The sequence below is a fragment of the Streptomyces sp. NPDC060000 genome (assembly GCF_042737375.1).
Classification (GTDB): Bacteria; Actinomycetota; Actinomycetes; order Streptomycetales; family Streptomycetaceae; genus Streptomyces.
Genome location: NZ_JBHWUU010000071.1, coordinates 22,202 through 35,807 on the forward strand (window position 1 = coordinate 22,202; position 13,606 = coordinate 35,807).

At 69.7% G+C, this 13,606-nt stretch carries 10 protein-coding genes; 6 read left to right on the plus strand and 4 right to left on the minus strand.

All coding sequences use genetic code 11. From position 1 onward, the window contains the following. Positions 1-106: 106 nt before the first annotated feature. A complete protein-coding gene (locus ACFWBB_RS31465; protein ID WP_385279099.1) occupies positions 107-1,807 on the plus strand; it encodes a methylmalonyl-CoA mutase in 1,701 nt (566 codons plus the stop codon). Positions 1,808-2,000: 193 nt separating this feature from the next. On the opposite strand, the gene ACFWBB_RS31470 is transcribed toward ACFWBB_RS31465, so the two are convergent. Continuing rightward, positions 2,001-2,651 (minus strand): TetR/AcrR family transcriptional regulator, encoded by a 651-nt coding sequence (locus ACFWBB_RS31470; protein ID WP_385279101.1) that lies wholly within the window; start codon positions 2,649-2,651, stop codon positions 2,001-2,003. A gap of 239 nt (positions 2,652-2,890) precedes the next feature. Between ACFWBB_RS31470 and ACFWBB_RS31475 the strand changes: the two genes are divergently transcribed. The 4 genes from ACFWBB_RS31475 (at position 2,891) to ACFWBB_RS31490 (ending at position 7,333) form a co-directional block, all read left to right on the plus strand. Then, positions 2,891-3,865, plus strand: coding sequence for a tetratricopeptide repeat protein (locus ACFWBB_RS31475; RefSeq protein ID WP_385279103.1), 975 nt, complete (start codon positions 2,891-2,893; stop codon positions 3,863-3,865). A 643-nt stretch (positions 3,866-4,508) separates the two neighbouring features. After that, positions 4,509-5,141 (plus strand): DUF6230 family protein, encoded by a 633-nt coding sequence (locus tag ACFWBB_RS31480; protein WP_385279105.1) that lies wholly within the window; start codon positions 4,509-4,511, stop codon positions 5,139-5,141. Between the two features lie 118 nt (positions 5,142-5,259). Continuing rightward, positions 5,260-5,907, plus strand: coding sequence for a DUF6114 domain-containing protein (locus ACFWBB_RS31485; protein ID WP_385279107.1), 648 nt, complete (start codon positions 5,260-5,262; stop codon positions 5,905-5,907). After that, on the plus strand, positions 5,897-7,333 hold the full coding sequence (locus tag ACFWBB_RS31490; RefSeq protein WP_385279109.1) for a hypothetical protein: 1,437 nt from the start codon (positions 5,897-5,899) through the stop codon (positions 7,331-7,333). The genes ACFWBB_RS31485 and ACFWBB_RS31490 overlap by 11 nt, the downstream gene beginning before the upstream one ends. 149 nt (positions 7,334-7,482) lie before the next feature. Here ACFWBB_RS31490 and pyk read toward each other — a convergent pair whose 3' ends face one another. The 3 genes from pyk to pta all read right to left on the minus strand — a co-directional run bounded on the left by pyk (position 7,483) and on the right by pta (position 12,379). After that, positions 7,483-8,913 carry a pyruvate kinase gene (gene pyk, locus ACFWBB_RS31495; RefSeq protein ID WP_385279111.1) on the minus strand — a complete coding sequence of 477 codons (1,431 nt, stop codon included), beginning with the start codon at positions 8,911-8,913 and terminating at the stop codon, positions 7,483-7,485. Between the two features lie 116 nt (positions 8,914-9,029). Continuing rightward, on the minus strand, positions 9,030-10,250 hold the full coding sequence (locus ACFWBB_RS31500; RefSeq protein ID WP_385279140.1) for an acetate kinase: 1,221 nt from the start codon (positions 10,248-10,250) through the stop codon (positions 9,030-9,032). 38 nt (positions 10,251-10,288) lie between these two features. Continuing rightward, positions 10,289-12,379 carry a phosphate acetyltransferase gene (gene pta, locus ACFWBB_RS31505; RefSeq protein ID WP_385279113.1) on the minus strand — a complete coding sequence of 697 codons (2,091 nt, stop codon included), beginning with the start codon at positions 12,377-12,379 and terminating at the stop codon, positions 10,289-10,291. 175 nt (positions 12,380-12,554) lie between these two features. Between pta and ACFWBB_RS31510 the strand changes: the two genes are divergently transcribed. Next, positions 12,555-13,583 (plus strand): ATP-dependent 6-phosphofructokinase, encoded by a 1,029-nt coding sequence (locus ACFWBB_RS31510; protein ID WP_385279115.1) that lies wholly within the window; start codon positions 12,555-12,557, stop codon positions 13,581-13,583. Positions 13,584-13,606: the final 23 nt, after the last annotated feature.

Genomic DNA, 13,606 nt, shown 5'->3' on the forward strand with positions numbered 1-13,606 from the left:
CGCGCGCGTACGGCGGCCGGTCACGAGGGCCGATCACGCACAGTTACTTGGAAGTCCTACCAGTTTCGCGTCGACATTTAGTTGGACGTCCTAGTAAATTCGAGTCATGGACGCTGACGCCATCGAGGAGGGCCGCCGCCGCTGGCAGGCCCGGTACGACGCTTCGCGCACGCGCGAGGCCGACTTCACCACGCTCTCCGGGGACCCCGTGGAGCCGGCGTACGGGCCCCGGCCCGGTGACGCCTACGACGGTTTCGAGCGGATCGGCTGGCCCGGGGAGTACCCCTTCACGCGCGGCCTGTATCCGACCGGCTACCGGGGGCGCGCATGGACCATCCGGCAGTTCGCGGGGTTCGGCAACGCCGAGCAGACCAACGAGCGCTACAAGATGATCCTGGCCAACGGTGGCGGGGGTCTGTCCGTTGCCTTCGACATGCCCACGTTGATGGGGCGCGACTCCGACGACCCGCGCTCGCTGGGCGAGGTCGGGCACTGCGGGGTCGCCATCGACTCGGCCGCCGACATGGAGGTCCTGTTCGAGGACATCCCGCTGGGTGACGTCACGACCTCCATGACGATCAGCGGGCCGGCCGTGCCCGTCTTCTGCATGTACCTCGTCGCCGCCGAACGGCAGGGCGTCGACCCGGGCGTCCTCAACGGCACGCTCCAGACCGACATCTTCAAGGAGTACATCGCCCAGAAGGAGTGGCTCTTCCAGCCCGAGCCGCACCTGCGCCTGATCGGCGACCTGATGGAGTACTGCGCGGCCGGCATCCCCGCCTACAAGCCGCTGTCCGTCTCCGGGTACCACATCCGCGAGGCCGGCGCGACGGCCGCTCAGGAGCTCGCCTACACACTGGCGGACGGCTTCGGGTACGTGGAGCTGGGGATCGGCCGCGGTCTCGACGTGGACGTCTTCGCGCCCGGGCTGTCGTTCTTCTTCGACGCGCACGTCGACTTCTTCGAGGAGATCGCCAAGTTCCGCGCGGCGCGCAGGATCTGGGCGCGATGGATGCGGGACGTCTACGGGGCCCGCTCCGACAAGGCGCAGTGGCTGCGGTTCCACACCCAGACCGCCGGGGTGTCGCTGACCGCCCAGCAGCCGTACAACAACGTCGTGCGTACGGCCGTGGAGGCCCTCGCGGCGGTGCTCGGCGGCACCAACTCGCTGCACACGAACGCCCTCGACGAGACCCTCGCGCTGCCGAGCGAGCAGGCGGCGGAGATCGCGCTGCGCACCCAGCAGGTGCTGATGGAGGAGACGGGGGTCGCCAACGTCGCCGATCCGCTGGGCGGTTCCTGGTACGTCGAGCAACTGACGGACCGCATCGAGGCCGACGCCGAGAAGATCTTCGAGCAGATCCGGGAGCGGGGACTGCGGGCCCACCCCGACGGGCGGCACCCGATCGGACCGATCACCTCCGGGATCCTGCGGGGGATCGAGGACGGCTGGTTCACCGGGGAGATCGCGGAGTCCGCGTTCCGGTACCAGCAGGCCCTGGAGAAGGGCGAGAAGAGGGTCGTCGGCGTCAACACGCACACCGGGTCGGTGACCGGGGACCTGGAGATCCTGCGGGTCAGCCACGAGGTGGAGCGGGAGCAGGTGCGGGCGCTGGGCGCGCGGAAGGCCGCCCGGGACGAGACGGCGGTGCGGGGCGCGCTCGCCGCGATGCTGGGCGCCGCCCGGGACGGATCCAACATGATCGGGCCGATGCTGGACGCGGTGCGGGCCGAGGCGACGCTGGGGGAGATCTGCGACGTGCTGCGCGAGGAGTGGGGGGTGTACACGGAGCCCCCGGGCTTCTGACCACGGTCACACCGCTGCCGCTGCCGCTGCCGCTGCCGCAGCCACCGGCGGTATCCCTTGCCCGGGCGGTCGCGCAGACCCGGCCCAGTTGTGTCTGCGGGGACCGGGCGGGTGCGGGACGCTGCGGGGCGGGGCGGGTAGAGGGACGGAGGAGGGCGGGAGTCGGGCGTGGGTGAGGGTGAGGCTCTCGGCGTCAGGCTCCGGCGTCAGGGGTGGCGCCGGACGGGCCGGTGGATGCCGTCAGGCCCAGGAGCAGGACCCGTGTGAAGCTGCGCACCCACTCCTCGTCCGCCGGTTCCGCGCTGACCAGGGTGCGGTGGACCACCGCGCCCGCCACGACGTCGAAGATGAGATCGACCGTGCGGGCGGCCTCGGCCGGGTCGGTCTGCGGGGGGAGTTCGCCGCGCGCCTGGGCGCGGGCCCGGCCCTCCAGGACCAGATCCTTCTGCGGGTCGACGATGGAGGCCCGGATGCGCTCGCGCAGGGCGTCGTCGCGGGTGGACTCGGCGACGGCCGCCATCAGGCCGCTCTTGGCCTCCGGCCGGGCCAGGATCGCCGCGAACTGAAGGACCACACCCTCGATGTCGGCGGCCAGGCTGCCGCGGTCGGGGAGTTCGAGCTCGCCGAAGAGTTCCGCGACCGCGTCGACGACCAGTTCGTTCTTGCCGGCCCAGCGGCGGTAGAGCGTCGTCTTCGCGACCCCGGCGCGCGTCGCCACGTCCCCCAACGTCAGTTTCGACCAGCCCAGTTCGACCAGCGCCTCCCGGGTCGCGGCCAGGATCGCGGTGTCCGCGGCGGCGCTGCGCGGACGGCCGGGACGGCAGGCGGGGGTGCGGATCTGCATTCCCAGACCATAACCGGCAGTTTGTCATGGGCTTCCGTGAGGGAGATCACCGAGGGGTGGTGTTGCGCAGGCACCCGGTGCCATTACGCTACGACTCGTAGCGAAAGCTCGCGCAGGACGTGCGCGGGCCGGTGGCCCGGCAGGGTGCGGGGTGGGGACCCCGGTGCTCATGTTCGGGATGTTCGGGACGTATTCGGAACGCTTTTCACGCAGGCGCGCGGACGGGGGAGGATAGACGCATGCAGCCACGGAACATGTCCATGAGCGGAGTCGTCGACCTCGCCGCGGTGAAGGCGGCCCAGGAGGCCAAGGCGAAGGCGGAGCAGACGCGCGCCGAAACGGCACGGCAGGGCGGCGTGGGGGCCGTCTCCCCGGCCGATCTCGTCATCGACGTCGATGAGGCGGGGTTCGAGCGGGAGGTTCTCCAGCGGTCCGCCGAGGTGCCCGTCGTCATCGACTTCTGGGCCGAGTGGTGCCAGCCCTGTAAGCAGCTGAGCCCCGTCCTCGAGCGGCTCGCCGTCGAGTACGACGGCCGCTTCCTGCTCGCCAAGATCGATGTCGACGCCAACCAGATGCTGATGCAGCAGTTCGGGGTGCAGGGCATCCCGGCCGTCTTCGCGGTCGTCGCGGGGCAGGCGCTGCCGCTCTTCCAGGGGGCCGCCGACGAGGCGCAGATCCGGCAGACCCTCGACCAGTTGGTGCAGGTCGCGGAGCAGCGGTTCGGGCTCACCGGCCTGACCGTGGACGCCGACGCCGAGCCGGGGGACGTCGAGGAGGCACCGGCCGAAGCCGTCGGGCCGTACGACGCGCTGCTGGAAGCGGCCGTGCGGGCACTGGACGCCGGTGACTTCGGCGGCGCCGTGCAGGCCTACAAGAACGTGCTCGCCGACGACCCGGGCAACAGCGAGGCACAACTCGGCCTCGCCCAGGCCGAGTTGCTCCAGCGGGTGGGCGGTATGGATCCGCAGCAGGTGCGCAGGGACGCCGCCGACAGACCCAAGGACGCCGAGGCCCAGATCGCCGCGGCCGACCTGGATCTGGTGGGCGGTCATGTCGAGGACGCGTTCGGACGGCTCATCGACACCGTGCGCAACACGGCCGGGGACGACCGGGACACCGTACGACTGCGGCTGCTCGAACTGTTCGAGGTGGTGGGCCCGGACGACCCCCGGGTGGCGGCGGCCAGGCGGGCGCTGGCACGCGCTCTGTTCTGAGGTGCCCGGGCCGGTTCTGACCAGTCACTAAACGTCAGAGCCGACGGTGCCCGAGTGAAAATTCTGCTGATGTGGTTCCCCAGCGGCCGCGCTTTACCAAATCTTGGTAAACGCGGCCGCTGTTACTGCAAGTAAGAGTTGGGCGTTGGTCTGTCGGATTCTGTCCAGTGATCAACAGCTTTGTCCCGGGCGTCGATGACACCCTGTGTTGCCGGTCGAGACCTATGGGTCGTTGTTCGGTTATCCGGCCGTTACTAGCGAGTAACGAACCCCCTTGTGCGGGCGGCGAGAATGCACCACGATCGGCCACGCTCGGTCCAGTCCCGTACCCCGACAGCCGGTTGGGTCAACGGGTTTTCCTGGGTCCCCACCGAGTAGAGCCGCCGGCAGTGGAGTCGGCTCTTGGGCAGGGGGGTCTTCGCAGTGCCGGAGCCTGTCCAGCAAGGTTGTGCGTGATGCGTGTCAGGCGCGACCAGTGGTTGTCGCTCGGGGGTGATCGCCGGTGATCGGTGCGCGGTTCGCGCCTCCGGAACAGGCGCTCCCCTTCCCGAGGACGTAGCACTTCTCCCATCCCTGCCCGGCTGAGCCGCCGTACGAGGGGGCTAGTCAGGGTCAGGAGATGTACGTCCGAGAAGGAGGAAATATGGAGTCCCAGGTGCGTGGCGGGACCAGATGGAAGCGCTTCGCTGTGGTCATGGTGCCCAGCGTCGCAGCGACGGCCTGTATAGGTGTCGCCCTCGCGCAGGGTGCGCTGGCAGCGTCGTTCAGCGTGTCCGGTCAGTCGTTCAAGGTTTCTGCCGACAAGCTCGAAGGTACGGGCTTCTCGCAGTACGGCGCGATCGACTCGGGTTACACCCTCGACGGCAAGAAGACGGCTCACGCCGTCGCCGTCTCGGCGTTCAAGAGCGCCTCGATCACGAACATGTGCCAGTCCGTGGTCACCCCGAACATCCCGCTGCTCGGGTCCGTCAGCCTCACGCTGAAGGCGGGCGGCAACGGTACGCCGGTCGAGGCCGAGAACCTTTACATCGACGTCGAGGACCTGAGCGCGGACGCCGTGTTCCGGGGCATCGACATCGGTGTGGCCGCGAAGGACGCCTCCAAGGGTCCGGGCCTCAAGAGCGGTGACGCGGCCAACCCGTACGGGTTCGCCCAGCAGGCGGACTCCGCCACGCTGACCGACGTGAAGCAGACGGCGTGGGCCACCACCGCCGGAACCTTCAAGCTCAGCGGCCTGAAGATGTCGCTGTCGACGGGTGTCAAGGAGTGCTACTAAGCACTCTCTGACGGGCGGGGGAGCCGATGGCGCCCCCGCCCGTCCAGTCTGAAGCCCGGGGCTTCACCAGAAGTACGACTCACCACCACAGCAACGCCGCACCAGGGAGCTGTTTTCCATGAGCGCCGAGACCCCTGTCGCCGCCGGCCAGTTCACCCGCCGGAGGCAGCAGTTCCGCGCCTGGCGGGGCACCAGGCCGTTCTGGGCGGGCCTGTTCGTCCTTCTCGCGGGCTTCCCCATCGCCTACTTCCCTTACGCCCACCTCCAGGTGGGCCACCTGACACTGGCGATGGCGACCACCGCGGGAGCCGGGTCGCTGATCATCGGCGGTCTGCTGGGCGTCCTGGGCATCAGTCTGTGGTTCCAGAAGCACGTACAGGTCTTCGCGGGTGTCGCGGCGATCCTGCTCGGGCTGGTGTCCATCCCGGTGTCCAATCTCGGCGGCTTCCTCGTCGGCTTCTTCCTGGCGCTGATCGGCGGGGCGATGGCCGTGTCCTGGGCGCCGGGCGCACCGCCCGCCCAGGCCTCGGCGCCGGAGGCCGGCGCGAGCGCCGGAGGCGCCCCCGAGGGCGTGTTCCCAGCGAATCCCGCCCCGGCGGGCGACCTCACCGAGAACCCGTACAGCACGGGCCCCGCCCCCGCCCCGAAGCCGTCCTTCACCAAGGACGACGACGTGGCGGGCGAGCCGCACGATCCGCGTGATCTGCACGATCTGTCAGGAACGAGCCCGGCGAACGGGGCGAACGGGAGGCACAGTGCCGGCTGACGAGGTTTCCACCGGGAGCGATGTGGACGCTGCCCGCGTGAGAACCACCGGGCCGCGGCACGCGGCACCCAAGAAGCCGATCTTCACCAGGTTCCACATGCCGGCCGGCAAGGCGATAGCCCTGGCGGCCATGCCCACGGCCGTCCTGATGGGCATGGGCTTCACGCCGACCCTCGCCAACGCCGAGGACCAGCCGACGTCCAAGAGCCTCACCATCGACGAGTACAAGGACTGTGTGGCGGCCCTCGAGGGCGCCGACGCCTCCGCGTCGGCCTCTCCGTCGCCGTCCGCCTCGGCGAGCGCGAGCGAGTCCGCCGACGACTCGAAGGACGACTCGAAGGACGACTCCAAGGACGGGTCCTCGGGCTCCGAGGACGACTCGAAGGACACCTCGGGCGACGCGGGTGACTCCGGTTCGTCGGATTCAGGTTCCGGCGACACGGCCGAGCCCGCTCCCGCCGCGTCCTCCGAGGCCACCGCGCCCGAGAAGTCGACGACGTCCGGCGACACCGCGACGGCGAGCCCGTCGGCCTCCGAGACGAGCAAGAACGTCCTGGAGACCATCGGCGACGCCATCACCGGCCTCTTCGACGGCAAGGACGCCGACGCGACGGCCACCGCGACCCCCTCGCCCTCGGCCTCGGCCACGGCGGGCGACTCGTCGGCGGACTCCGGCTCGGGCTCCTCGGACACCTCCGGCTCCTCGGACACCTCCGGCTCCTCGGGCTCCGGTTCCTCGGGCTCCTCGGACAAGGACTCGTCCGGCACGTCCGGTTCGTCCGGCACGTCCGGCACGTCCAAGGACACCACCGACGCCGTCACCGGCACGGTGAAGGACACCGTCAAGGACACCGCCGGCACGGCCGAGGACACGGCGAAGGACACCGAGGAGGCCGCCGACGACGCCACGGCCTCGCCGAGCCCCTCGGAGAGCGCCACCACGAACGCCGACGACTGCCCCGTCGCCACGGAGGACGAGGGCGGCATCGACAACAAGATCAGGCTGCCCGACGACCCCTGGTACCTGAACGCCAGTTCGCTGCTCCTCAAGGGCGCCGACTACCAGGGCGTCGTCAAGGTCAAGACCGCCAACGGCACGGTCAAGGAGGTGCTGAAGTACGTCATCTCCGGCGGCACCGACATCGGCGACCTGCACCAGACGGTGGACGACAAGCAGAGCGGCAAGACCTACCACGTGCAGGCGGGCAAGGGCACCACGTCCACCATCAATGACGGTGACACGATCATGTACACGGAGAGCATCTCCGGCAACCTGTTCGGCCTGATCCCCATCACGTTCAGCCCGAAGAGCCCGCCGCCGCTCAACATCCCGCTGATCTACTTCACCAACGCGAAGGTGCAGCAGGCCGGCCAGTTCGGCGGCACGCTCACCGTGCCCGGACTGCACCAGTACACGACCGGCTGAGCAGCACAGGGGCGAGGCGGAGCCGCCGAGCGCCCACGAGCCGCGACAACGCAGAGGGCGCCCCCTGTGACAGGGGGCGCCCTCTGGGTCTTTTCCCAGGCCCTCAAGGCGCTGGGGAGCCGATCAGGCCCCTTCGCGGGGCTGCCGGGTCAGTCGCGCGAGCCGCCGCCGAGGTGGTGGACGCGGAGCATGTTGGTGGTGCCGGGCACGCCGGGGGGCGAGCCGGCGGTGATGATGACGATCTCGCCCGGGTTGAAGCGGTTGATCTTGGCGATCTCCTGGTCGACCATGTCGACCATCTCGTCGGTGCTGTTCACGAACGGCACGATGTGCGACTCGACGCCCCAGCTGAGCGCCAGCTGGTTGCGGGTGCCCTCGTCCGTGGTGAAGGCGATGATCGGCTGGGCCGCGCGGTAGCGGGAGAGCCGACGGGCGGTGTCACCGGACTGGGTGAAGGCCACCAGGCCCCGGCCGCCGAGGAAGTCGGAGATCTCGCACGCGGCGCGGGCGATCGAACCACCCTGCGTGCGCGGCTTCTTGCCCGGCACGAGCGGCTGGAGGCCCTTGCTGAGCAGCTCCTGCTCGGCCGCGGTGACGATCTTCGACATCGTCTTCACGGTCTCGATCGGGTACGCGCCCACGCTCGACTCGGCGGACAGCATGACCGCGTCCGCGCCGTCCAGGATCGCGTTGGCCACGTCGGAGGCCTCGGCGCGGGTCGGACGGGAGTTGGTGATCATCGACTCCATCATCTGGGTCGCCACGATCACCGGCTTGGCATTGCGCCGGCACAGCTCGATGAGGCGCTTCTGCACCATGGGGACCTTCTCGAGCGGATACTCGACGGCCAGGTCGCCACGGGCCACCATCACGGCGTCGAACGCCGCGACGACGTCCTCCATGTTCTCCACCGCCTGCGGCTTCTCCACCTTGGCGATGACGGGGACCCGACGGCCCTCCTCGTCCATGACCTTGTGGACGTCGGTGACGTCCTTGGCGTCCCGGACGAAGGACAGCGCGACCAGGTCGGCGCCCATCCGCAGCGCGAACCGCAGGTCCTCGATGTCCTTCTCGCTGAGCGCGGGCACGTTGACGGCCGTGCCGGGCAGGTTGATGCCCTTGTGATCGGAGATGACACCGCCCTCGATGACGATGGTCTTCACCCGCGGGCCCTCGACGTCCAGGACCTTCAGCTCGACGTTGCCGTCGTTGATGAGGATCTGGTCGCCGCGCGAGACGTCGCCGGGCAGGCCCTTGTACGTCGTGCCGCAGATCGTCTTGTCGCCGGGGACGTCCTCGGTGGTGATGGTGAACTCGTCACCGCGTACCAGCTCGACGGGACCCTCGGCGAAGGTCTCGAGGCGGATCTTCGGGCCCTGGAGGTCAGCGAGGACACCGATGGCCCGGCCGGTCTCCTTGGCGGCGGCCCGGACCCGGTCGTAGCGGCCCTGGTGCTCGGCGTGCGAGCCGTGGCTGAAGTTGAAGCGGGCCACGTTCATGCCGGCCTCGATCAGCGAGACGAGCATTTCATGGGAGTCGACCGCGGGGCCGAGAGTACAGACGATTTTCGAACGGCGCATGGGGCGATCCTATCGGTTTGTTTCGCTACGGAATATTCCGTCTGGCGGAAGATACAAATGAGAGGGCTTGTGCTCAGTTGCTTTCCTGCTCAGTTGTCACGCGGCGGAGTCGCAAATCAATGCCGCTTCACCAGTGCGTAGGTCTGTGTCGCGATCTCCAGTTCCTCGTCCGTCGGCACCACGGCGACCGCCACCCGCGCGCCGGCGGGCGAGATCAGCCGCGGCTCGTCGCCGCGTACCGCGTTCAGCTCGTCGTCCACCGCCAGGCCCAGGGAATCCAGGCCCGCGACGGCCGCCTCCCGCACCGGCGCCGCGTTCTCCCCGACCCCGGCGGTGAACGCGACCGCGTCCACGTGCCCGAGTACGGCGTAATAGGCGCCGATGTACTTCTTCAGCCGGTGAATGTAGATGTCGAAGGCCAGCTGCGCCCGCTCGTCACCCTCGTCGATCCGGCGCCGGATCTCCCGCATGTCGTTGTCACCGCACAGCCCGACGAGCCCGCTCTTCTTGTTGAGAAGAGTGTCGATTTCATCGATGGACATTTCACCAACTCGCGCCAAATGGAAGATGACGGCCGGATCGGTGTCCCCGGAGCGCGTACCCATCACGAGCCCCTCCAAGGGTGTGAGCCCCATCGAGGTGTCCACGCACCGGCCCTTCTCGACGGCCGAGGCGGACGCCCCGTTGCCGAGGTGCAGCACGATGACGTTCACCTCTTCGGGGGCCTTGCCGAGCAGCTTCGCCGTCGCCCGGGAGACGTACGCGTGGGAGGTCCCGTGGAAGCCGTAGCGCCGCACCCGGTGCGCGTCGGCGGTCTCGACGTCGATGGCGTAGCGGGCCGCCGCCTCCGGCATCGTCGTGTGGAACGCCGTGTCGAAGACGGCGACCTGGGGGAGGTCGGGCCGCAGGGCCGTCGCGGTGCGGATGCCGGTGAGGTTGGCCGGGTTGTGCAGCGGGGCGACCGGGATCAGCCGCTCGATCTCGGCGAGGACGGCGTCGTCGATCACGGTCGGCTCGGTGAAGTGCTTGCCGCCGTGCACGACACGGTGCCCGATGGCGGCGAGCTCGGGGGAGTCGATACCGAGGCCGTCCTTGGCGAGCTCCTCCGCCACGGCCTTCAGCGCGGCGTCGTGGTCGGGGATCGGCCCGGTCCGCTCACGGCTCTCGCCGCCGGTGGCCAGCGGGGTGTGCTTGAGCCGGGAGGACCGTTCACCGATGCGCTCGACGAGCCCGTTCGCGAGCCGGCTGCTGTCCCGCATGTCGAGCAGCTGGTACTTCACCGACGAGGAGCCGGAGTTGAGGACGAGGACACGGGAGGCAAGGGGGACCGAGCGCAGCTCGTCGGGCAGGCCGGTGGGGGGCGACGGGTGGGAGGTCACTGCTGGACAGCCTTCTCGCTCGGGGCCTGGGCCTGGATCGCCGTGATGGCGACGGTGTTGACGATGTCCTGGACCAGGGCGCCCCGGGACAGGTCGTTGACCGGCTTGCGCAGGCCCTGGAGCACCGGCCCGACGGCGATCGCGCCGGCCGAACGCTGCACGGCCTTGTAGGTGTTGTTGCCGGTGTTGAGGTCCGGGAAGATCAGCACACTCGCCTGACCGGCTACTTCGGAGCCCGGCAGCTTGGTCGCGGCGACGGTCGGCTCCACGGCGGCGTCGTACTGGATCGGCCCCTCGATCATCAGGTCGGGGCGCCGCTCGCGGACGAGCTTCGTCGCCTCCCGCACCTTGTCGACGTCGGCGCCGGAGCCGGACGTACCCGTGGAGTACGACAGCATCGCGATCCGCGGCTCCACCCCGAACTGGGCGGCGGTCGCGGCCGACTGGATGGCGATGTCGGCGAGTTGCTCGGCGTTCGGGTCCGGGTTCACGGCGCAGTCGCCGTAGACGAGGACCTTGTCGGCGAGGCACATGAAGAACACCGACGAGACGATGTCGGCGTCCGGCTTCGTCTTGATGATCTCGAAGGCGGGCCGGATGGTGGCGGCCGTGGAGTGCACGGAACCGGAGACCATGCCGTCGGCGAGGCCCTCCTGGACCATGAGCGTCCCGAAGTAGTTCACGTCCGAGACGACGTCGTAGGCCAGCTCCACCGTGACGCCCTTGTGGGCCCGGAGCCCGGCGTACTTCTCGGCGAAGGAGTCGCGCAGCTCGGAGGTGGCCGGGTCGATCAGCGAGCAGTCGCCGAGGTCCATGCCGAGATCGGCGGCCTTCTTGCGGATCTGGTCGACGGGCCCGAGCAGGGTGAGGTCGCAGACACCCCGGCGCAGCAGCACCTCGGCCGCGTGCAGCACCCGCTCCTCGGTCCCCTCCGGGAGGACGACCCGGCGCTTGTCGGCGCGGGCCCGTTCCAGCAGCTTGTGCTCGAACATCATCGGCGTGAGGCGGTCGGTGCTCGGCGCGGAGACGCGCCCGAGCAGCTCGCCCGTGTCCACATGCCGCTCGAACACACCCAGGGCGGTCTCGGCCTTGCGCGGGGTGGCCGCGTTCAGCTTGCCCTCCAGGGAGAACAGCTGCTCGGCGGTGGGGAAGCTGTTGCCGGGCACCGAGATGACGGGGGTGCCGGGGGCGAGGCGTGCGGCGAGGGTGAGGACCGCGTCGCTCGGCACCTCGTCGAGGGTGAGCAGCAGACCGGCGATCGGCGGGGTGCCGGCGCTGTGCGCGGCGAGCGAGCCGATGACCAGGTCGGCCCGGTCGCCCGGGGTGACGACCAGACAGCCCGGGGTCAGCGCGTTGAGGAAGTTCGGCAGCATCGCCCCGCCGAAGACGAAGTCGAGCGCGTCACGGGCCAGCCCGGAGTCGTCGCCGAGGAGCACCCTCGCGCCCAGCGCGTGGCTGATCTGCGCGACGGTCGGCGCGGAGAGGGCGGGCTCGTCGGGCAGGACGTAACAGGGCACGGGCAGCCGGGTCGCGAGCCCGGCGGCCATCTTCTCCCGGTCCTCCGGGGCCACCCGGTTGGTCACCATGGCGAGGACGTCACAGCCGAGGGCCTCGTACGCCCGGTAGGCGTTGCGGGTCTCGGCGAGCACGGACTCCACCGTCTGCCTGCGGCCGCCCACGACCGGGATCACGGACGCGCCGAACTCGTTCGCGAGCCGCGCGTTGAGGGCGAGTTCGTCGGGGAACTGGGTGTCGGCGTAGTCCGTGCCGAGGACGAGGACGACGTCGTAGGCGCGGGCGACACCGAGGAACCGCTCGACGAGGGTGGAGACCAGTTCGTCCGTCCCCCGCTCCGCCTGGAGGGCGGACGCCTCGTGGTAGTCCATGCCGTAGACGGTGGCCGGATCCTGCGCCAGCCGGTAGCGGGCACGCAGCAGCTCGAAGAGCCGGTCGGGCCCGTCGTGGACGAGTGGACGGAAGACGCCCACCCGGTCGACCTGCCGGGTCAGGAGCTCCATGACTCCCAGCTCGACGACCTGACGGCCGTCGCCGCGGTCGATTCCGGTCACGTACACGCTGCGGGTCACGCGAGCTCTCCGTTTCCTTACGAGGGCACAAAAATCGCCCACCTAGGTGAGCAGATCCCTCTTGACAATACCTCCGGCCGTAGTTAAGGCGCCCGTCAAGAGACAGCCCGATCGGCGGCGTGAAACAATCGAATCTGGCTCACCGGTACCAACAGCGAGCAGGAGACACAGCACGATGCGCATCGGAGTTCTCACCGCAGGTGGCGACTGCCCCGGCCTGAACGCAGTGATCCGGTCGGTCGTGCACCGCGCCGTCGACAACTACGGCGACGAGGTCATCGGCTTCGAGGACGGCTACGCCGGGCTGCTGGACAGCCGTTACCGGGGGCTCGACCTCAACGCGGTGAGCGGCATCCTGGCCCGCGGCGGCACCATCCTCGGCTCGTCCCGCCTGGAGCGCGACCGGCTGCGCGAGGCCTGCGAGAGCGCCTCCGACATGATCCACGACTTCGGCATCGACGCGCTCATCCCGATCGGCGGCGAGGGCACGCTGACGGCCGCGCGGATGCTGTCGGACGCCGGTCTGCCGGTGGTGGGCGTCCCGAAGACGATCGACAACGACATCTCGTCGACGGACCGCACCTTCGGCTTCGACACCGCGGTCGGCGTCGCGACGGAGGCGATGGACCGCCTGAAGACGACCGCGGAGTCCCATCAACGGGTGATGGTGGTCGAGGTCATGGGCCGCCACGCCGGCTGGATCGCGCTGGAGTCCGGGATGGCGGCGGGCGCGCACGGCATCTGTCTGCCGGAGCGGCCCTTCGACCCCGCCGACATGGTGAAGATGGTCGAGGAGCGGTTCGCCCGCGGCAAGAAGTTCGCGGTCATCTGCGTCGCGGAGGGCGCGCACCCGGCCGACGGCACCATGGACTACACCAAGGGCGCGATCGACCAGTTCGGTCACGAGCGCTTCCAGGGCATCGGTACGGCGCTGGCCTACGAGCTGGAGAAGCGGCTCGGCAAGGAGGCCCGGCCGGTGATCCTCGGCCACGTCCAGCGTGGCGGTGTCCCCACGGCGTACGACCGTGTCCTCGCGACCCGCTTCGGCTGGCACGCGGTGGAGGCGGCGCACCGCGGCCAGTTCGGGCGGATGACGGCGCTGCGCGGGACGGACATCCGGATGGTGCCGCTGGCGGAGGCGGTGACCGAGCTGAAGACGGTTCCGGCGGACCGGATCGAGGAAGCGGAGTCGGTCTTCTCCTAGGCGGTCCGTCTTCCGGACGGTTC

Coding starts and splice junctions, on each gene's coding strand:
- ACFWBB_RS31510 (WP_385279115.1), top strand. CDS start 12,555: ATGCGCATCGGAGTTCTCACCGCAGGTGGCGACTGCCCCGGCCTGAAC.
- ACFWBB_RS31485 (WP_385279107.1), top strand. CDS start 5,260: ATGAGCGCCGAGACCCCTGTCGCCGCCGGCCAGTTCACCCGCCGGAGG.
- ACFWBB_RS31475 (WP_385279103.1), top strand. CDS start 2,891: ATGCAGCCACGGAACATGTCCATGAGCGGAGTCGTCGACCTCGCCGCG.
- pyk (WP_385279111.1), bottom strand. CDS start 8,913: ATGCGCCGTTCGAAAATCGTCTGTACTCTCGGCCCCGCGGTCGACTCC.
- ACFWBB_RS31470 (WP_385279101.1), bottom strand. CDS start 2,651: ATGCAGATCCGCACCCCCGCCTGCCGTCCCGGCCGTCCGCGCAGCGCC.
- ACFWBB_RS31465 (WP_385279099.1), top strand. CDS start 107: ATGGACGCTGACGCCATCGAGGAGGGCCGCCGCCGCTGGCAGGCCCGG.
- ACFWBB_RS31480 (WP_385279105.1), top strand. CDS start 4,509: ATGGAGTCCCAGGTGCGTGGCGGGACCAGATGGAAGCGCTTCGCTGTG.